The sequence below is a fragment of the Paraburkholderia metrosideri genome, from assembly GCF_904848625.1.
GTDB lineage: Bacteria > Pseudomonadota > Gammaproteobacteria > Burkholderiales > Burkholderiaceae > Paraburkholderia > Paraburkholderia metrosideri.
Genome location: NZ_CAJHCP010000003.1, coordinates 271,810 through 292,208 on the forward strand (window position 1 = coordinate 271,810; position 20,399 = coordinate 292,208).

Below are 20,399 nucleotides of genomic sequence, written 5' to 3' on the forward strand. Positions count from 1 at the left end.
GTTATATCCGACGGGCCATAACGTAGGCCTTTAGCATCTGCACGACCTCATAGATATGCCATGTTGCACGCGTTGCCGTATCAAATTTCCATAAGCCATCGACACGTTTATCCAAAATCGAATTTACTGTTTTCCGGATGTTCTCATTTGTCGGGTCAACTCCAGACCTAAGCAACGCCTGTGTTGCTAACAATTCGCTGGGAAGATTGAGTATCAAGAATTTTTTGCCACCCTCTTCGACGGATTCCTGATGCTGTGACCATTGCGTATGAAGCAGACGCTCGCAGCATTTGCTCAAATCAACGTCAAGACGTCCGGGCAAACTTCCCTTAGATTTCTTCGCTTCCAGCCACGCGAGAATCACAACTGCAGTGCGCGGCACGGATGGCGCAAAGTCTCCGGATGGTCCACCTTCGATAAAGCCAGAACCAATACTGCTGAAGTTTTCTCCGGTCCTGATGCCCCAACCCATGATGTTGTTTTCGTCATCGTAGCAAGCCGAATCGAGCAAAATCTCCATGAGCTGCTCGATGATTGGCGAGGTGGGACAGTGCCTAATTGCGAATCGTAAAACCATTCCAACTGCTACGGTAGACTGCAATAGAGTCGGCCATTTTTGCGCACGAATATCACTAAGCAGACTGTCTGCGGCCGCTTGAGCATCCGGCCAGCCTAACTCAAACAGCGCGGCAAGCACGATGCAGGACTCTAACGGCTGGCCCGGCTCCCCAAGCGCCGTAGCGCTCCAATAGCGGTTTTCCCGGCGCTGCGACAGCAGAAACTCTGTGATTGCTGGCTTTTTCGATACAAACTCGATCCTTTGACACTCAAGGGTTGCTAATATAGCAACTCCATAAGAGGTTCCCAAAACGCTCGGAATCCGCGTACTGAGATAGTTGTTCCATCCAGCAACGGTCCGATTCGCTGAGTCAATCGATGTCCTTATTTCACTCAGAATCCTCTCTTCAACCTCATCAAACAGTTCAGCTCCAGATTTAGTTGCATTCTCTGGCCGCTGAAAATCATCCGGACGTAGGGGCGTCGATTTCGATTGCGCGGGTGACTCCATGCTTTTGCTCACTGCAGACTCTGGAGCATCGGCAGTAACCGGAACAAAATGTCGATGCACGTGCAAATCCCTTGTATCGCGCTCCACCCGCAATATGTTGAACCCGTTTTGGCTACCCGAGGCCATTCCACCAACGGTCGCGCCAGCAACGATGATCAGCCTTTTTTCGTCGCTTAAGGCCGAATCAATCAACATGTCTGGAACGTGCTTGTGACCGTGCATAACAATGTGAAAGCCCGCATCGACCAAATGTTTCTTAAACTGCCCAGCATTCATCAAGAATTCAAACTGTTTGACTTCCTCTGAAATGAACGGGGTTACGTGATGGTGAAGGATTGCAATCTTGACAGCTCGCTGGAAATCGTTCGGAATTTTTTGACGAAAAGCATAAATAAATTGATCGAACAGATCGAGCTCGTCATACTCAATGCGAGCCGGATCCACGCTCACAAGCTCGTTGAACACCCTGAGAAGATTTTCCTTCTGAGCGGATGTGTCAGTCGTATTCAGGGCTTTCAGGTATTCCTCAAGCGGCTTACCAGCAACGATTTTCGTTCCGGATATCATTGCCGAGTTAAATGCATAAATAAAGACCCCCTTTGTTTTATCGAAGACAAACGGGAGACCAAGCGATGTGGGCTCATACCCATCATTCTTAACATCACCACCCCCAATCAAATCGAGCTTGGTAATATCTAAATCAAGAAATTTCCTCATCAACACATCTGGTCGGTCTGCGTTTGGCAGCCATGGGATGACATGCTTCAAACCAAATCTCTTTTTAAATCCATCCCATCGTTCTGCAGAGCGCGGACTAATGTTTCGATCTACGTCATGATTTCCCGGAACGATAACAATATGGCGTGCAGATGGAAAAGCGCTTGATTCAATGCATTTTTTCAAAGCCTCGGTAAAGTTCTCAAATCCCTGTTGATCGCCGCGAGTTGTAATGTCTCCAGATACAATAACAAAATCTGGCTTAGGATGAATACTTCTACAAAATCGTTCAAGCCTGTTAATTACTTTTACTCTTTCAGCTCCATCGAGAAGTACTTTCGTATCAGAAATTTCGGCCGAATCTTTACCATAATGTAAATCCGACAGATGCAGGATGGTCACATCTGAGCTCTCAGAGTCCTCTTTGGGTTCATAGATATCCTTTTCGTCGCCTTCAAAGAAGAATTCACCATAGCAAGGGCGATGATCAAACCTAGACGAAAAAGTACGACTGAAGCGGAGCCTCAAATGCTTTGAGTAAAGCAACTGATCTGATCGCTCCATGACGCCTTTGTGCCAGTGCGTCGGGCCCGAGATAGCTTCGCGCAGGTGATCGAAGGCCACACGAGGAAGCAGATCCCTGACGCTATCCATATTAATATCTGCTCCAAGGATAAACTCATTCTGAATTCCAGCTATAAATTCATGAGCACTAGACCTCATTCCGCTAAATGGGACTTCACCGATTGTGCGGGCAATCGTTCGAAAAGGAGGAAGATGCATTGAGCCAAATTCGGCGATTCGATTTCCTATTTTTACACAAATTCTAAATGCGCCTTTCTCATGGAGACTTTCAGTTGTTTTATCTTCTTTATAAAAAGGTATATCTGGGACCGGAAATAAATGCTTTAATTCGTTTTTTACTAGAGGATACTTGGATAGAATTCCTAATCCCAGCTTTCCGCCTGGCCTGACGTGAGAGCTTGACAAGATCATATATTTCAACGGACTATAGATTTTCAGCGTCTTAAATGCCGCACTAACTTGAGTCAACTCAGCCTTTCCACATGGCAGTTCTTGTAAAGCCACCAAATCGGCATCTATGTCATTTAATGTGTTGACAATATACGAAAGACCATCAGACAGAGCATTCCCCCCTTTCTCACTGGGACCCCGAAACTCTGCGCCATTGACGTTCCAAGACAAGCATTTTATGGCCATTTCGCTCTCGCTATATTCTTTGCCGTCGCAGGGATCGGTGCCTAACTGCTTTCGACTCAGACTTTCATGAAGTCAGAGCGGATGGAACTAATAAAAATATCAGACCATCTAGAATTTTCAAGGAAAAATGTTTGTGACGAATCAGCCATTTTCGTCTGATGATTTCGTGGCCGGCACAGTCGTCACGTATATTGACAGGCCAAGGACAGGGCGAATAAGTTTTAAGTCCTCAGATAATATCAACAACGTTGTCTAGTCCTTTTTAAGCTGGACGTCAACGTTTGACGAACGCAGCAATCGACGCTCGATACGTCAAGCACGTCAGCCGTCGATACCAGCGAAACTTGCCGGAGTTGGTCGTTGAATCGCAGCGACGATAAACCGTTTGGAACGGTTATGCGACGCTTCCGCTTAAGCTAGATGGTTGTGGGTGTCTTGCGGCGCAGGTAGGCACGCTTCGCGTAAGGTTGAGTTCCTCGATCGAGAAGGCCTTCCGTTCGGCGGCTCAAGGCCTTTACGTCATCAATCAGCAACTTTGCGGACATTGAGGTGCGCCGGATTCTACGTCGGCAACGCAACTGGGTGCTGCCTCACCAATGCGGACAGCTGAACGTCGGCAATGGTCGAACCCGCCAGCAGACCTGCCAGCGCGAGTGGCCGATGTAGCCAAGTACTTGCCTTCGTAGCGTCACTGGGCCGATTGGCGGTTGAGGGTCGGGAGTGCACGTTGGCGACCGGCCGCTTTCGGGAAGCGAAATACCAATGACCGGTTTGCGGCGATGAGTTCGAAGCGCGGACGGACTCAGCCCGACCCACTACGGTCAGACGACCCCCTCCAAAGCGGTCAGTCAGTCAAATCACGGTTTTGCGAACTGGAGCACCTCAAAGCGGCCGTTGGCGAGCTCACACAACCGGCCAGGAAGCGACGTTGGACCGGAGATGCAGAATCGCTGACAATGTGCCTTCGGTCTGGCCGGAGCTAAAAATGAGAGGCAAATATGCGTCGCGGATTAGGTGGTATATCGCGTTGGGATTGATAGCCCTCGCCGTTCTTTGGATTCGCGCTCCGATACTAGGCGCCGCGTTTTTTTCTGCCGTGGCTTGCTATGTTCCGGCATCACTCCTTTGGATGCTACTAGGGCCATTGCTACAAGGGGGCCGTCCGCAAGGCACGAAGCTATTTGGAATTGAAGAACGGACTTTGCTGATTTTCGTTTTTTTGGGCGGGGTCTGCATCACCGCGTTGTTCCTATTTCTAGGGCAAGCAACGATCGCAAGCTTTGGAATGGTGGCGATGCTGGGTGGAATAGACGGTCTAATTCTCTCAAGCGAAACTCGCCCCGCTACAGCCGCTTGAGCGGCCGCTTTGGAGAAAGTTGAACGGCACTTGTGGGTCGACATCGGTCCTCCGCGTTGCCCGATCAGTACTGACCAAGCCGATAGAGATGAAATGCCACGACTCACAAAGGCCTTTCAAGAATCCGCGAAATAGCGGTAGAAAATAGGCAACGTGCCGACCAAGTATCTCCCGCCCTACTCGGCATCATCCAATCGGCCAATCCCAACATTTACCCCCCGATCCCAAATCCGAGATAGCCCCCCGTCCCTTATAATTACCAAATCGCCCGGAAACACCCGGCGATCAGGTTTGACAGCCTGCACACTAAACCCGCACGCCTGCCCAGGCAGGTCGTGCGTCTGCCTCCGCACGTCCTTTTTCAATGGGCGGGCCGTGGTGGGAGAGCCGCAAGGCTCGCTGGTTTGGTTTAGTGCCAGTCTGTCAATCCCGCCACGTGCCCGCTCACCCCTTCCCCAAAGCAAGGCCAGTGTCCGGGCGACCCTTCGAAGCAACAGGGAGATCGCACCATGCCCAGGTCCGTCAAAAATCAACCCGCTTCACGCCCACCAGTCGACGCCATCCAATACGAAAAACTCGCCCTGTCCGCATTCGATTTATGCGACCGGCAATTGAGTCAACTGGACACGTTGATCACACTTGCGTCATCGATAGTTAGAAATCCTGCCTTCACGCACGACGAAAGAAGACGTCGTCAGACACTGCTCGAATTATTGGTGGACACGGCCGAGCAGTATCAGCAGGATCTCGAATGCGACCGCGAGTTGTTCCAGGTGTTGCACTCGACGCAAAGGGCATCCCGCGCAGCCGTCTCACGGCGCAGCAAGCAGCGAACCTGTTAGCCGAAGCATCGGAGATCGCAAAGAAGCCGATGCAAGAAGCCAAGGTTTCGCCCCGCAAAAAGCTATCGACGAAACGCGCGGCCATCACGTTGGCCGCCCCGTCAGTGCAACAACAACCGTCCACCGCACCGCACTAAGCCAGCACTAAACCAGCCGTCAGCGAGAACCAGACAACACACATTCGGCAACGCAAAACCACCACCTGACGCACAACCGGCGCACCAAAAAAAATGGCCGCAGCACAAATCGCGCTGCGGCCATTTCTTCATCAACTTCTCAAACGACAAGTTTTCAAACCGTCAAAAAAAACCAACCTGAAAACCCAAACCTCAAACCACATTCATCGCCAACGCACTCTCACGATAATGCTGGCTAGCCTTATCGCTATCGCCAAGCTGCTCATGCAACCTGGCCAACGCACGATGCGAGCGAATCTTCAACGTCTCGTTATCCGCCAGCTTCAGCGCGCGTTCAAGGAACGATTGCGCCTTGCCCCACAACTGCTGATGCAGACACAAACGCCCCAACGCAAACAGCAAGTCCGCATCTTCCGGACGATCCTTCTGCCACGCTTCGGCCTTCTGAATCAGCGGCAACGCGTCGCCCGCAGTCGTATCCGGATAACGGCGCAGCAAGCGCGCGTCCCAGTTCTGCGCGAGCGCTTCCTCGACGATCTTGCGCGCTTCCTGCGGACGATTCAGCGCCACCAGCAATTCCGCAGCGAGATCGGCAAGACGCGGCGAATGACGCTCGGTGGCCGATAGCGAGCTCCACAATTCCAGCAGCGCATCGGCGTTATGTCGACGGTCACGCAGCAGATTTTCCGCCGCCAGTTGACGCAACCGCACCGCCACCGCCGGATGAATCGCCTCGCGCTTTTCCAGCGTCTTGACGAGCTTGAGCACTTCGGCCCAGTTCTTCAATTGCTGCTGCGCGCGCAACATGATCTGCTGCGCGTGAATGCGCCGCGCGCCCTGCGATTGCATTTCGGTCAGCGCGGTCAGTGCGCCGTCCGCGTCGCGGCCATCGGCGCGCATGTCGGCGGTGGCCATCAGGCGCGCATCCTGCCAGTCGGCTTCATTGATCTGCGACAGCCATTCATCACGCCGCGCATATTCATGCATGCGATGCGCGGCCGTCGCCGCGATCAAACCGGCTGCGCCGTTGTTGTCGCCATTCGCGAGCGCATCCTTAGCGGCTTTTTCAGCGCGCGAAAAACGTCCGGCGTACAGATTGCCGATCGCATCACGCAGCGCCGCGTGCGCTTTCGCGACCCGCGAGCGCGCACGGTAAGCGGCCACGCGCTGCGGCATGCGCCAGATATTGCGGACGATGCGCAGCAGCGCATACAGCAGGATGAACAGCACCACCAGCCCGACCACGAACAGATTCAACGAAATGTCGACGCGGTACGGCGGATAGATCAGCAGCACTTGCCCGGCGTCGAAGCGACCGACCACCGCCAGCGCGACAGCAATCGCGAACAGCAACGCCAACCATAAGAGTCCCCGGATCGCCATGATTAACCTCGGCTCCGGTATTGACTGACCGCCTGCAAGCTCGTGCTCAGATCGGGCAACTGGACCGCAGCCGACCCGGCATCCACCTGCTTGACCAGATCGAGCACGGTCTTGGTTTGCGCCGACGAGTTGTCGAAGTAACGCGTCAACGAATTTTGCGCGCTCTGCAGGTCGGACTTCAGCGTGTCCTGGTTGCGCGACAGCAGCGCGAGGCGCGCCGACAGCAAACGCAGCTTCAGATTCTCGCGCAGGAAATAACCCTGATCGGGCGTGACGAGCATCGCGTCCGCATTGTCGATGCGGCGCACCTGCACGAGGCTCGTGATCTGCTCGCCGATGCCCGAGGTCACTTCATGCAGCCACACTTCCCAGCGCGGCTTGCCCGTGGCAGCCGCCACCTTCGCGGTATCGGCCCACGTCGCCGCGTGCGGCGTCGCATGGGCGATCTGCGCTTCGCCCGACAGCGGCAAGCTGTCGACCTGGGCAATCGCGTTGTCGAGCTTGATCGCCATGCCGGTGAGATCGGTGGACGGCGCGGCCTTCAGCTTGTCGATGTCCTGCGCGATGGCCTTGCGCACCGCGACCGCCTGCGGGCTGTCCGATGCGGCGAGACGCGTGTCCGCGCTTTGCAGCGCGAACAGCGCGAGTTGCGTGTTGCCGGTGAGTTGCAACTGCTGGCTAGCCGCCGACAGCATTTGCCCGACTTCGGCGAGCGTCCAGTCGTCGCGATTGCGCGCGAGATCGGCGTATTGCTGTTGCAGCGCCTGCTGCGCGGTCTGCGCATCGGCGAGCTTGCCTTCGAGTTGCGCAACCTGCGAGTCCGATTGATGCACGGTGGCCAGCGCCTGATCGGTCTTGATGCGCAGTTCGTTGGTTTGCGTGTCGTTGGCTTGCTGGCGTTGCGCGAGTTGTTGCTCGGCACGCTCAAGCTTGCGGTTGAGTACAAACCCGCCGCCGCCCGCCGCGCAAGCGAGGATCACGACGACAGCCCACAGCAGCGGTCCGCTCGCGCTGCGGCGCGTTTGCGCTTCGTAGGGAGTGAAGGGTTGATTCGGCGGCAACGGAGTAGTCGCGGCCGGCTGGGGTGAAGCGTTCGTGGATGCGTTCGTTTCAGTCATGCGTGAATGAGCCGGTGAATAAGCCGGTGAATGAGCCGGGTCGGACGATACCGGTTGAACTACGGGCGGGACGACAGGCGGAACAGCGGCAAGCAGCGCGCGGGCAATGCGCTCGTCGCCCGCGCCGGACACCGTAATCCTATCAAAACCCAATGCCCGCGCGGTCTGTGCGATTCGCGGATGCGGCGCGACAAGCGGCGCGTGCTTCAACTGGACGATTTCGTCGGCGGTGAGATGCTCTTGCGCGAGTTCGTGCAGATTGCGCACGCCTTCGGAACTGGTCAGGAGCCATGCGTGCGGTGCGCCTGCCAGCAACTCGTGGACGCGCGCCCAGCCGCCAATTGACGGTTCGGGGACGAGACGCCGGTAGGCAGACACGGCTTCGACTTCGGCACCGGCTTCGCGCAGACGGTCGGCGAGCCATTCGCGGCCGCCGTCGCCGCGCACGATCAGCACGCGCTTGCCTTCGAGACTTGCCGCGCCGATGGATGCGTCGATCGCCGCGAACAGGCCTTCGGAGTCGAAGCTCGTCGATTCGTCTTCGGAAACCGAAGCCGGGCTGATGACCTGATGCGCGGGCGCGGCCACGCCATGACGCGCGAGCGCCTGCACGCTGCCCGGCCCGACTACGCCGACTGGCAGCGCGTGCGGCCAGATTTCGTTGCTGCGGGCAAACGCCTGATCGACGGCATTCGGCGACACGAACACCACCAGCGCATAGCGCTCGAGCGACGCGAGCGCGGTGCGCAACGGCGCGTCGTCGGCGACGGGCGCGATGTCGATCAACGGGAAGTCGAGCGTGGCGATGCCGGCGGCGTCGAGTTGCCGGATCAGTTCACTCGACTGACCGGCCGGTCGCGTAATCACGACCGTGAACGCCGCACGGTTGGCGGAGGATGCTGTGTTGCCTGGAGGATTGGCCGCCATCACTCGCCGGATGCCGCGCTATTGGCTGGGTCGGCTGCGTCGGCGGCAGCATCGCCGGACGCCGCAGCGGGACCGCTGGCCGTGCTGAGCGCGCGGACAATCTCCATCGCGCCTTGCTGTTCGAGCGCGTCCGCCACTTCCTTGCCGAGCGCAACCGCACGCTCGACAGTGGGCGCAGGCGCGGACGCTTGCGCGCTCAACACGCGTTGACCATCGGTCGTCGCGACGATGCCACGCAGATGCAGCGCGCCGTCATGCCAGCTCGCATAAGCCGCGAGCGGCACCTCACAACTGCCGCCGAGCGAGCGCGACACCATGCGCTCCGCTTCGACCGCCGCCGCCGTGTGTTCGTGATGCAACGGTGCGAGCCATGCGGCGAGGTCCGCGCGATCGGCGCGAATCTCGATGCCGAGCGCGCCCTGACCGGCCGCGGGCAAGCTGTCTTCGGGATCGAGCAGCGCACGAATGCGCTCGCCCAGACCCAGCCGCTTCAAACCGGCCGCCGCCAGAATGATCGCCGCGTAGTCGCCGCGATCGAGCTTCGACAGACGCGTATCCAGATTGCCGCGCAACGGGCGCACCTGGAGATGCGGATAACGCATGCGCAGCATGGCTTCACGGCGCAGGCTGGAGGTGCCGACCACGGCGCCTTGCGGCAACGCGGCCAGTGAATCGTAATCATTGGAGACCAGCGCATCGCGCGGGTCCTCGCGCTCCATGATGGTGGACAACGCAAAGCCAGCGGGCAATTCCATCGGCACGTCTTTCAGCGAATGCACCGCGAGATCGGCGCGGCCATCGGCCAGTGCAGCTTCCAGTTCCTTGACGAACAGGCCCTTGCCGCCGACCTTCGACAGCGTGCGATCGAGAATTTGATCACCACGTGTCGTCATTCCGAGGATTTTTACGTCACAAGATGGATATAATTTGTGCAGCGCACATCGCACATGCTCCGCTTGCCACATGGCCAGGCGGCTCTCTCGCGACGCAATCACAAGCGTGTGGGGTGGCGTAGAAAACGTCTCGGTGTTCATTAGCTTGCTGATCGAATGACGGGATGTAATAACAATCAATGTTAGCACGCGCCTTTGTGTCCGAAGACACAGCGGAGCGCCGTGCTGGCGCGGTATCGATGGAGGAGACGGGCCTCGTGCAGCATGCGCGTGCCCCATCCCGGTCTGTTCACGCACGGTCGTTCGCGCACCGGGCCCCGACAGGCGGGATGATGCAATGCGGCGCGCAAGTTGCAGCAAGTTGCGGCAACTTGTATCAAGCAGCGCCCCGCACGCGAGCCTGTGCAGCGGGTCATGCAGTTTGTACCCGCCATGCGTGTCGCGCTGTGTGCACGCGCTGCATGCAGGCGACCCCTCCCCGGCGTTACGCCATCGTCACCTTCCGCGTCGTGCAGTTCCTGGTGCAGTTCATAGTGCAGTTCCGCAGTAGCAGTTCATCACTTAACAGACCCTGGCTTCCCTGAGGAAACCCATCGTGACGTCTTCCGGATCGGCGCGCCCTGCCCGCCGCAACACTGCATCGCCCAACGCTCGCACGGCCGACGCCGCCGCAGCGCCCTCCGCTCCCGCCGCTGCTGGTGCAGCCGACGCTTCGTCGACAACAGTCAAACGCCCGGGCAAGAATGCCCAGGCTGCGAAAGCGTCCAAAGCCGCCAAAGCTTCCACGCCGGTCAAGCCTGCCAAGCCCGCTAAAACGGTGAAGGCGGATAAAGCCTCGCAAGCCAACCAGGCTGCATCGGTAAAGAAACCGGCCAAGGCCGCCTCCACGAAGATCAAGGTCGTCGCGACCGACGCTGCCGCGCCGAAAGCAGCGAAAGCTGCGAAAGCGCCGAAGTTGCAGGCTGTGTCGACGGAAAACGCGGCGCCTGTGTCCGCATCCGCCGCCGCGCCGAAGGGCAATGGCCGCACGCGTGAGGACAAGGACCATCCGCTGTTCCAGGACATCCGATATCTGGGACGCCTGCTCGGCGACGTGCTGCGCGAACAGGAAGGCGACGAGGTGTTCGACGTCGTCGAAACGATTCGTCAGACCGCCGTGCGCTTTCGTCGTGAAGACGACAACGCCGCCGCACAGACCCTCGACAAGAAGCTGCGTTCGCTGAGCCCCGAGCAAACCGTCAGCGTGGTGCGCGCGTTCAGCTACTTCTCGCATCTGGCGAATATCGCTGAAGACCGTCACCGCAATCGCCGTCACCGGATTCACGCGCTGGCCGGTTCGACCTCGCAGCCGGGCACCATCGCCCATGCGCTCGAACGGCTCGTCGAAGCGAATGCGGCCGCGACGCCCGTGTTGCAGCAGTTCTTCAATGACGCGCTGATCGTCCCCGTGCTGACCGCACACCCGACCGAAGTGCAGCGCAAGAGCATTCTCGACGCGCAGCATGACGTCGCGCGTCTGCTCGCCGAGCGCGACCAGCAGTTGACCGAGCGCGAACGCGCGCATAACGAAGCGATGCTGCGCGCACGCGTGACGTCGCTGTGGCAGACCCGCATGCTGCGCGATTCGCGTCTGTCGGTCGCCGATGAAATCGAAAACGCGCTGTCGTACTACCGCGCGACGTTCCTCGAAGAAATCCCCGCGCTCTACACCGATATCGAAGAAGCGTTGAAGGAGCACGGCATCGACGCACGTCTGCCGCCGTTCTTCCAGATGGGTAGCTGGATTGGCGGCGACCGCGACGGCAATCCGAACGTCACCGCCGAAACGCTCGAAAACGCGATCACCCGCCAGGCCGCGGTGATTTTCGAGCACTACATGGAGCAGGTGCACAAGCTCGGCGCGGAGCTGTCCGTGTCGAACCTGCTGGCGGGCGCGAGCGACGCGCTGAAGGAACTGGCGGACATCTCGCCGGACCAGTCGCCGCATCGCACGGACGAGCCGTATCGCCGCGCGCTGATCGGCATGTACACGCGACTCGCGGCGAGCGCGCGCGTGCGTCTGGGCGAAGGTAGCGTGCCGGTGCGCAGCGCCGGTCGGGGCGCGGCGCCGGTGCGCGCGAAACCGTATGACGACTCGTCGGAATTCGCGCGCGACCTGCATGTGCTGATCGATTCGCTCGCCGAGCATCACGGCGCGCCGCTCGCGGCTCCGCGCCTGTCGCCGCTCGCGCGGGCCGCTGAAGTGTTCGGCTTCCACCTCGCGAGCATCGACTTGCGCCAAAGCTCGGATATTCACGAAGCAGTGATTGCCGAGTTGCTCAAGCGTGCGGGCGTCGAAGACGACTACGCAGCGCTCTCCGAGCAGGACAAGCTCACCGTGCTGCTCGCCGAACTGGCACAGCCGCGCGCATTGCGTCTGCCGTACACGGAGTATTCCGATCTCGTGAAGAGCGAACTCGGCGTGCTCGAAGAAGCCCGTGTCACGCGCGAAAAATTCGGCGCGCGGGCGGTGCGCAACTACATCATTTCGCACACGGAGACCGTCAGCGATCTGGTCGAAGTGATGTTGCTGCAGAAAGAAACCGGTCTGCTGCACGGCCGTCTGGGCGATGTGAACGACCCGGCACGCGCGGGCCTGATGGTGATTCCGCTGTTCGAGACGATCCCCGATTTGCGCAACGCGCCGCACATCATGCGCGATCTGATCGCGCTGCCGGGTGTCGATGCATTGATCGAACATCAGGGCAACGAGCAGGAAGTGATGCTCGGCTATTCGGACAGCAATAAGGACGGCGGTTTCCTCACGTCGAACTGGGAACTGTATCGCGCCGAACTCGCGCTGGTGTCGCTGTTCAACGAACGCGGCGTGACGCTGCGACTGTTCCATGGCCGCGGAGGCACCGTGGGTCGAGGCGGTGGCCCGACGTATCAGGCCATCCTGTCGCAGCCGCCAGGTACTGTCGACGGTCAGATCCGTTTGACCGAGCAAGGCGAAGTGATTGCCAGCAAGTTCGGCAATCCGGACATCGGCCGACGCAATCTGGAAACGGTGGTAGCCGCCACGCTCGAAGCGTCGCTGCTGCCGCACGGCAACGCGCCCGCCGAGTTGCCCGCCTTCGAAGAAACGATGCAGCAGTTGTCCGATGCGGCGATGGCGTCGTATCGCGCGCTGGTGTACGAAACGCCGGGCTTCAAGGAGTATTTCTTCGAGTCGACCCCGATCGCGGAGATCGCCGAACTCAACATCGGCAGCCGGCCCGCTTCGCGCAAATTGCAGGATCCGAAGCAACGCAAGATCGAAGATCTGCGCGCGATTCCGTGGGGCTTCTCGTGGGGTCAATGCCGGTTGCTGCTGACCGGCTGGTACGGCTTCGGCAGCGCGGTCGCCGCGCATCTCGACAGCGCACCGAGCGACGCCGAACGCGCGCGCCGTCTCACGCTGCTGAAGAAGATGCACAAGTCGTGGCCGTTCTTCTCGAACCTGTTGTCGAATATGGACATGGTGCTCGCCAAGACCGATCTCGCCGTGGCCTCACGTTATGCGGCACTGGTGTCGGACAAGAAACTGCGCAAGCACGTGTTCGAGCGGATCGTCGCCGAATGGGAGCGCACGTCGAAGGTGTTGTCGGAGATCACCGGCAAGAACGAACGGCTCGCGGAAAACCCGCTGCTCGCCCGGTCGATCAAGAACCGCTTCCCGTATCTCGATCCGCTGAATCACTTGCAGGTGGAACTGCTCAAGCGTCACCGCGCGGGCGATACCAATGCGCGCGTGCGGCGCGGGATTCATCTGAGCATCAACGGGATTGCGGCGGGGTTGCGTAATACGGGTTGAGTTTGGCTGACCCTGTCAGGCGGTGCGTTTTTTTGCCGCCTGAAGTCAAAGTGATGTGTTGCGGCGGGGTACCGGGTTCGGTATCCCGCCGTTTTTCATGCCGCCGCGCTTTCGCGCAGCGCGCTCAATGCGCTTCGACCATCAACGCGTCGAGCTTGAATGAGCCGTCGTCCTGCACGTCGAAATACTCACGCACTTCGTCGGGCGCACTGCTCCACAGCGAACGGATCGCCACCACGCGCGGCTCCGGCGTGCGCATCCGCGCGACCCACGAACTGAACTCGATGTCGATCCGCCACGTCTCGCGAATCGATGCGTTGAATCCGGCCGCTTCGAACAACGCGACCCATTCGTCGGCGCGGTAATCGCGGATATGCGAGCCGTCGCGCAACACTTCGATGGCCTGGATATGCGTGTCGAGCAACGGATGATCGGCGCCCGCGATATCGATGAACAACACTTTGCCGCCTGGCTTCAGCACGCGCCGCACTTCGGCCAATGCGAGCGGCACGTCGTGCCAGTGATGCGCGCTCATCCGGCTGATCACCCAGTCGAACGAATCATCGTCGAACGGCAGCGTTTCGGCCGCGCCCTGCTGCGTGCGGATGTTGGCGAGGCCGCGCTCCTTCGCCGCGCCTTCGACTGTTGCCAGCATTGGCGGCGCGATGTCGTACGCGACGACTTCTTTAGCGTGCGGTGCGACCGCGAAACTCGCGTGCCCCGCGCCGCAACCCATGTCGAGCACCGTCGCCCCCGGCGTCGCGGCGATCGATTCGGCCAGCGTCCGCAGATCGGCGCCGGTGGCATGGGTCTGACTCGTCAAATAGGCGGCAGCGGTCGAGCCGAAGGCGTCGGCAACCTGATCGTGATGCTTCATGGGGAGGCTCCGGTTATAGGTGCGGTTTTTTGCGCGGCGATCGTTGCAAGTCGCGCTGGAAGGCGTTTTGCCGTTCCAGCCGCTACAATAGAGCCCGGCGGGTACCAGTACAAGTTAAGCAATTATTCTGGTATCTCTATTACCCCTCACGTGCCGCCCGATCAAAACAAAATGACCACGCCGCCTTCCGCAGGTTCTTCCAGCGACCACCCGCCGCCGCTCGACGCCACGCCGGCCCGCGCGCTCGGCGACTTTATCCGCGCGCATCGCGAACGGCTGTCGCCGCAAGCGGTCGGTCTGCCGCCCGGTCCGCGCCGCCGCACGCCGGGCTTACGGCGCGAAGAAGTCGCGCAACTGTGCGGCGTGAGCCCGACCTGGTACACGTGGATCGAGCAAGGGCGCCCCGTCTCCGCTTCCGCCGACGCACTCGCGCGGATCGCCGTCGCGCTGCAACTGTCGCGCGCCGAGCGGGCCTATCTGTTCGAACTGGCTGCCCAACGCGACCCTGCCGAGCCCGACCCGACCGCCGCCGACGCCCCCGCCACGCTGCTGGAAACCGTGCAACTGGTAAACGCGCCCGCCTACGTGCTCGATCGGCAGTGGAATGCGCTGGCCTGGAACGGGCGCGCCGCCGACCTGTTCGTCGGCTGGCTGGACGGCACGCATGACCGCAACCTGCTGCGTTACACGTTCACCGAACCCGCCGCGCGCGAGTTGATCGTCGATTGGGAAATCCGCGCGCGACGGCTCGCCGCCGAATTCCGCGCCGACTCGATCCGCCATCTGAGCGACGCGCCCACGCGCGGACTGATCGACTCGCTTGCCGCCGCGAGCGACGCGTTCGCGCGCTTCTGGGCGTCGCAAGACGTGGGGGGCCGCGAGGGCGGACGGCGCGAGTTCAACCATCCGCGCGAAGGCCGCGTCGTCTACGATCAGATCACGTTCAAGCCCGCGCATCGCGAAGACCTGAAGCTGGTCGTGCTGGTGCGTGAATAGCCGCGTGGCCGGCGGCGGCTTTAAGCCCTCCGGCCAGTGTTAAAATCCCTGTCTTTCCTCGCTTCGGCGGCACCCTTGCACGGCATATGACGTGCATTCGCGCCGTCAGCCTCCTCACTGCTCAACTGCCCAACACCATGACGTCCCAACTGCACAAAAAAGGCGAAGCCTGGTCGGCTCGCTTCTCGGAGCCGATGTCGGAGCTCGTCAAACGCTACACGTCGTCGGTCTTCTTCGACAAGCGTCTGGCGCTCGTCGATATCGAAGGGTCGCTCGCGCACGCCTCGATGCTGGCCGCGCAGAAGATCATCGCCGCCGACGACCTCGCCGCCATCCAGCGCGGCATGGCGCAGATCAAGGGCGAGATTGAGCGAGGCGAGTTCGAGTGGCAACTCGATCTGGAAGACGTTCACCTGAACATCGAAGCGCGCCTGACTGCACTGATCGGCGATGCCGGCAAGCGCCTGCATACCGGCCGTTCGCGTAACGACCAGGTCGCGACCGACATCCGCCTGTGGCTGCGCGGCGAGATCGACCGGATCGGCGGACTGCTGACCGAACTGCGCACCGCGCTGCTCGACATGGCGGAAAAGAACGCGTCGACCATCATGCCCGGCTTCACGCATTTGCAGGTTGCTCAGCCGGTCACGTTCGGTCATCACCTGATGGCCTACGTCGAAATGTTTTCGCGCGACGCCGAGCGCATGATTGACTGCCGCAAGCGCGTGAATCGTCTGCCGCTGGGCGCGGCGGCGCTCGCCGGCACCAGCTATCCGATCGACCGTCACGCCGTGGCGAAGACGCTCGGCTTCGACGGCATTTGCGCGAACTCGCTCGACGCCGTGTCCGACCGCGACTTCGCTATCGAATTCACGGCCGCGTCGGCGCTCGTGATGACGCATGTGTCGCGCTTCTCCGAAGAACTCGTGCTGTGGATGAGCCCGCGCGTCGGCTTCATCGATCTGGCTGACCGCTTCTGCACCGGCTCGTCGATCATGCCGCAGAAGAAGAACCCGGACGTGCCCGAACTCGCGCGCGGCAAGACCGGTCGCGTGAACGGTCACCTGATCGCGCTGCTGACGCTGATGAAGGGCCAGCCGCTCGCGTACAACAAGGACAATCAGGAAGACAAGGAACCGCTGTTCGATACCGTCGACACGGTCGCCGACACGCTGCGCATCTTCGCTGAAATGGTCGCCGGTATTTCGGTGAAGCCGCAAGCGATGCGCGACGCCGCGTTGCAAGGCTTCTCGACGGCTACCGACCTCGCCGACTATCTGGTCAAGCGCGGTTTGCCGTTCCGTGATGCACACGAAGCGGTGGCGTTGGCGGTTCGTATCTGCGCAGATCGCGGCTGCGATCTGGCGGATCTGACGCTCGAAGAAATGCGTGCTGAATTGCCGAACGTTGCGCATCTGATCGGCGACGATGTGTTCTCGTATCTGACGCTGGAAGGGTCGGTGGCGAGCCGCAATCATCCGGGCGGCACTGCGCCAGAGCAGGTGCTGGCGGCAGTGAAGGCTGCGCGGGCGGGGTTGAAGTAATACGGGCTTCTTTCAGTTGAGGTGAATGACGAGCTTGCTTTGACGGCCTGCTCGTTGCTGCTGATTGAAGACAAGGGAAAGGCGGACTCATTGAGGGTTCGCCTTTTTTATTGGGCGGCGAAACGGTGTACGGGGTAGGCGACGCATCGCACCAAAAAGAAAGCCCGCACGAAGTGGACGCACCCGGACCACGCCTCCACGGCGCACGCGCGATGAATGCAGGCTTGCATCCAGTTTCCCCGGTCAGACTGGATCGCATCGAGGGGAGAAACAAAATGTGTGATGGCGCGAGCTTTGGAAGGCCATTCTTCTCAAATGGAATTCCAAAGCACTTCCATGTCGTCAGTCATGAAATCACAGCAGACTCGAAATCAGGCTGCATCCACAAGTAGCCTTATGCCCATGACGCGCGACCTGCCCGCGATGGGCGCGGACAGTTCGACGGTGAGATCGTCCCGTCCGTTGGGCTGGAGCATCCCCGCCAGATCGCGGTTGGTCACGAGCGCGTCCGCCGACAGGTAATGACAGCCTTTGTCGTCAGGCTGTCCGTTACCGTCCACCAGCGACACCCAGGTGCGTGTCTCCGTAAAGGTGCGGTGTGTGCTGTGGCGGCGCGCATCGTTGCGATGCAGTTCGCGGCGCACGGTAAAGAAGCGCCCTTCGTCGCCCTCATCCTCGTCGTAGCGCAGGGGCGTGTGTGCGGGCCTGAACAGCAGATCGTCGGACTCTTCGGAAACCTGGCCACGCGCAAGCTGGACCGAATGCACCTCGTAATCCAGGGGCGCGTCAGGCTCCGCGACAAGCCGGTGTCCGGACTGCTCCGGCTGGATGGCGATGCGTCGGGTCGGCAGCGGAAACAGGTTGATGACGGGCGTACAGAACAGCGCGAAATGTGACGCGTTCACCGTATCCGCGAGAGAACCTGGCGCCTGGCGCAGCAGGACGACGATCTCGACTTCATGGCCGGCAATCGCAGCCAGCCCCTTCTGCAGTCCGGTCAGCGCGAAGAACCAGAAGCGCGCCGGACACGCGAAATATTCGTGCAGAAGGTTGTGCCCGTGAAACTTGCGCGGCACGGCGGGCAACACGTTCTGACCTGGCTCCAGTCCCTCATGAACCACGGCATCGCGCGTGACCGCATGCAGCGGGCCGTCTCCGAACTGGCCGGGTGCGGCCATCACCGATGCCACGCCCGCAGAAAGGATCAGTTCGAACAGATGCGAAGCAGTGCGCTCATCGCCCGCCAGATACACCGGCAGCCGGTCCAGTTCCGCCAGGCTCGCGATGGAGGTGCCATTGGTGGTACGCAGCCTCAAACGTAACGCGCCGTGCGCTGGCCGACCGTCCGGCACGTACCGGTCCAGCGACGGAATGTCGGGCGGAATGCCGGTGAGCCGCGCCTGCACGATTGCAAGCGGCCAGAGCGTGACGTCCTGGCTGCTGCGGAATTCGCACACGGCGTTCTCACCCACCGGCGTGTGCGATCTGAACGCAGTGTCGCGCGGGATCAGAAAGCCGTTGCCGGCGTGACCGCTGCCGTGGCCGGGAAACACGCGGGCCACCGCCATTGCCGGGGTTGGCGAGACGTAGTTCGGGTAGACGGCTTCCAGCAGCGGTTGCGCGAACTCCGGGAATTCGTCATCAATGCGCAACTGCGTGCGCGCGAACGTCATCGCGGCGGACTGGATCAGCCGCTCGACAAACGGGTCACCCACCTCGCCCGCCTGCATGCAGAGACGGCGCGCGACTTTCGGGTGCTGCTCCGCAAACTCGCCTGCCAGTTCGCGCAAGTACAACAATTCGTCGGAGTAGCGCTGCAACAGCCGAGGGTCCATTCGATGGGATCCCGTTCTGTGAGGTTGGGATTCACGCGCACACTGCTGTTGCACCCTGGCAGGCGCTGTCTCCCAGTCGGATCATTGACTGGCCATTCCGTTTTTTAGCGCTGTGACGCGCGGTCGCTTTCGGGGATGAGTATCGGAAAACGGGCAGCAAATTGTCTACCAGACAACGTTTAATATCTGTCAAATATCGACAAAAAATTCGATTCGCATACCCAAGTAATGTGGAGACGTGGCCTGCATTGAGATTGCCGTTAGCGGTCCCTTAAGATGCGCAATAGGCGGGCGCGGCTTCTTCGAACGGGGACATGTGTAGGGAACGTCAGATGTCCCCTCGGCGAAGGTAACGGCAACCACGGCGGCGACGCAACGCGCAACAAGGCCGATAAACAACCTCGCAATCATGAAAAGCACCCGGGTACGATGCGATGAACTACGAGCGCGCCACGGCCGCGTGCGTTTCGACGTTATCGGGATTGCCGATTGCCGTTTCGCATGTGGGCCATGTCAGAACTCGCAAACCGGAGCGACTCGCAAGCGTATTACGTCGGCGGAAAGCCGCGGCTGGTGTGCGCTGCGAGAATCGGCGAGAGCCTATGGAATTTTTCGCCCACGCGCTGAAGATTGCGGGTCGCGTGAAACGCAATCAGGTCTTCAGAAATGGCGATGCGATCCTGCGGGCAAGTTCTGCCGACAGTGCGGATGAAAGTGTCGGCGACGAATCCGTTCGTTTCGACACCCAAAAGAAAGCCCGCACGAAGCGGGCTATATAAGAACTTCCACCGATGCCTCCCGAAAGAGGCAATCCGAGTGTAGGCCCGTTTTCGACGCAGACCAATTGCCCTCATATTTCAACGCATTACAACTTGGCGCGCCGCACAAAAACGCGGGCGAACGCCAATTGCATCCAGGCGGATTTTGACTACCATCAAGTTAGTCCCTCACCGAGTTTTCCGTCGACGATGCCTATCCGCACGCGTCACCTTCGCCGCCTGACCGGACGCTTTGGCGTGCCGATCTTCCCCACCCGCGGCACGCTGTTCGCGGCGCTGACTGCGGCCGCCGCAGCCATGATCGCGGGCTGCACGATCACGCTGCCGCAGCATGAGACCGTGAGCACGCCAGTGGCCGCCGTCAACAGCGCGACACTCGATCAATATCGCGAAGCGGTGGCACGGCGCATCGTCGAACGCAATCCGTCTTATGTGCTGCGCGGCACTCCGCAAGCGATGCTGCGTTCGCTGGTGGTGGTGTCGTTCGTCGTCGATCGCGATGGACATGTGGTCACGTCGTCGGTGTATCGCACGAACGGCGACGACGAAGCCGAAGGCACCGCGCTCGCTACCCTGCGCCGCGCGTCGCCGCTGCCGCAGCCGCCCGGCAAACTGCTGAACGGGCGCGGCCAGCTAGAACTCTTCGAAGACTGGCTGTTCAACGACAACGGCAAGTTCCAGTTGCGCGAGTTGGCTTCGCCGCAAGCGCAGAACTTCGACTGAGGGTTGATTGCGCCGTTGCGGTAGCGGTAGCGGTTGCAGTTGCGGTTGCAGTGGCGGTAGCGGTTGCGGTTGCAGTTGCGGTTGCAGTTGCGGTTGCAGTTGCGGTTGCAGTTGCGGTTGCAGTTGCGGTTGCAGTTGCAGTTGCA

The 20,399-nt window shown here is 60.1% G+C and carries 10 protein-coding genes and 2 pseudogenes; 6 read left to right on the forward strand and 6 right to left on the reverse strand.

What is annotated here, in order from left to right:
• Position 1: 1 nt before the first annotated feature.
• On the reverse strand, positions 2–3,007 hold the full coding sequence (locus LMG28727_RS07040) for a metallophosphoesterase (RefSeq protein ID WP_201641591.1): 3,006 nt from the start codon (positions 3,005–3,007) through the stop codon (positions 2–4).
• Between the two features lie 1,866 nt (positions 3,008–4,873).
• On the opposite strand from LMG28727_RS07040, the pseudogene LMG28727_RS34045 reads away from it, so the two are divergent.
• Positions 4,874–5,343: pseudogene (locus LMG28727_RS34045) on the forward strand (hypothetical protein).
• Between the two features lie 192 nt (positions 5,344–5,535).
• Here the strand turns inward: LMG28727_RS34045 and LMG28727_RS07045 are convergent.
• From LMG28727_RS07045 to hemC, 3 genes are read right to left on the reverse strand one after another with little or no spacing between them, the layout of a single operon-like run.
• A complete protein-coding gene (locus LMG28727_RS07045; RefSeq protein WP_201641592.1) occupies positions 5,536–6,726 on the reverse strand; it encodes a heme biosynthesis protein HemY in 1,191 nt (396 codons plus the stop codon).
• Between the two features lie 2 nt (positions 6,727–6,728).
• Positions 6,729–8,771: a fused uroporphyrinogen-III synthase HemD/membrane protein HemX gene (hemDX, locus tag LMG28727_RS07050; protein WP_201641593.1), complete on the reverse strand. Its 2,043-nt coding sequence runs from the start codon at positions 8,769–8,771 to the stop codon at positions 6,729–6,731.
• Positions 8,771–9,805, reverse strand: a complete 1,035-nt coding sequence (gene hemC, locus LMG28727_RS07055) for a hydroxymethylbilane synthase (protein ID WP_201641594.1) — start codon at positions 9,803–9,805, stop codon at positions 8,771–8,773. Before hemC ends, hemDX begins: the two co-directional genes overlap by 1 nt.
• Positions 9,806–10,259: 454 nt before the next feature.
• Between hemC and ppc the strand changes: the two genes are divergently transcribed.
• The gene (gene ppc, locus LMG28727_RS07060) at positions 10,260–13,499 is read left to right on the forward strand and encodes a phosphoenolpyruvate carboxylase (RefSeq protein ID WP_201641595.1); all 3,240 of its coding nucleotides are present in this window, start codon (positions 10,260–10,262) and stop codon (positions 13,497–13,499) included.
• A gap of 124 nt (positions 13,500–13,623) precedes the next feature.
• Here the strand turns inward: ppc and LMG28727_RS07065 are convergent, their stop codons facing one another.
• Entirely contained in the window at positions 13,624–14,376 is a 753-nt protein-coding gene (locus LMG28727_RS07065) for a class I SAM-dependent methyltransferase (protein WP_201641596.1), read from the reverse strand.
• A 171-nt stretch (positions 14,377–14,547) separates the two neighbouring features.
• Here LMG28727_RS07065 and LMG28727_RS07070 point away from each other — a divergent pair, with 171 nt between their 5' ends.
• Entirely contained in the window at positions 14,548–15,372 is an 825-nt protein-coding gene (locus LMG28727_RS07070; protein ID WP_201641597.1) for a helix-turn-helix transcriptional regulator, read from the forward strand.
• Positions 15,373–15,509: 137 nt separating this feature from the next.
• Entirely contained in the window at positions 15,510–16,916 is a 1,407-nt protein-coding gene (gene argH, locus LMG28727_RS07075) for an argininosuccinate lyase (protein WP_201641598.1), read from the forward strand.
• A gap of 425 nt (positions 16,917–17,341) precedes the next feature.
• Here the strand turns inward: argH and tssF are convergent.
• Positions 17,342–18,751: pseudogene (tssF, locus tag LMG28727_RS07080) on the reverse strand (type VI secretion system baseplate subunit TssF); the annotation flags it as partial.
• A gap of 602 nt (positions 18,752–19,353) precedes the next feature.
• Here tssF and LMG28727_RS07085 point away from each other — a divergent pair.
• Both LMG28727_RS07085 and LMG28727_RS07090 read left to right on the forward strand, forming a co-directional pair.
• Positions 19,354–19,530 (forward strand): hypothetical protein, encoded by a 177-nt coding sequence (locus LMG28727_RS07085; protein ID WP_201641600.1) that lies wholly within the window; start codon positions 19,354–19,356, stop codon positions 19,528–19,530.
• A 297-nt stretch (positions 19,531–19,827) separates the two neighbouring features.
• The gene (locus tag LMG28727_RS07090) at positions 19,828–20,253 is read left to right on the forward strand and encodes an energy transducer TonB family protein (RefSeq protein WP_236591668.1); all 426 of its coding nucleotides are present in this window, start codon (positions 19,828–19,830) and stop codon (positions 20,251–20,253) included.
• The last annotated feature ends 146 nt before the right edge of the window (positions 20,254–20,399 follow it).

What these genes read in the sequence shown, in the direction of transcription:
- LMG28727_RS07065 (WP_201641596.1), bottom strand. Translation starts at nt 14,376, where the DNA reads ATGAAGCATCACGATCAGGTTGCCGACGCCTTCGGCTCGACCGCTGCC.
- hemDX (WP_201641593.1), bottom strand. Translation starts at nt 8,771, where the DNA reads ATGGCGGCCAATCCTCCAGGCAACACAGCATCCTCCGCCAACCGTGCG.
- LMG28727_RS07045 (WP_201641592.1), bottom strand. Translation starts at nt 6,726, where the DNA reads ATGGCGATCCGGGGACTCTTATGGTTGGCGTTGCTGTTCGCGATTGCT.
- LMG28727_RS07070 (WP_201641597.1), top strand. Translation starts at nt 14,548, where the DNA reads ATGACCACGCCGCCTTCCGCAGGTTCTTCCAGCGACCACCCGCCGCCG.
- argH (WP_201641598.1), top strand. Translation starts at nt 15,510, where the DNA reads ATGACGTCCCAACTGCACAAAAAAGGCGAAGCCTGGTCGGCTCGCTTC.
- LMG28727_RS07040 (WP_201641591.1), bottom strand. Translation starts at nt 3,007, where the DNA reads ATGGCCATAAAATGCTTGTCTTGGAACGTCAATGGCGCAGAGTTTCGG.
- hemC (WP_201641594.1), bottom strand. Translation starts at nt 9,805, where the DNA reads ATGAACACCGAGACGTTTTCTACGCCACCCCACACGCTTGTGATTGCG.
- LMG28727_RS07090 (WP_236591668.1), top strand. Translation starts at nt 19,828, where the DNA reads ATGATCGCGGGCTGCACGATCACGCTGCCGCAGCATGAGACCGTGAGC.
- LMG28727_RS07085 (WP_201641600.1), top strand. Translation starts at nt 19,354, where the DNA reads ATGGAATTTTTCGCCCACGCGCTGAAGATTGCGGGTCGCGTGAAACGC.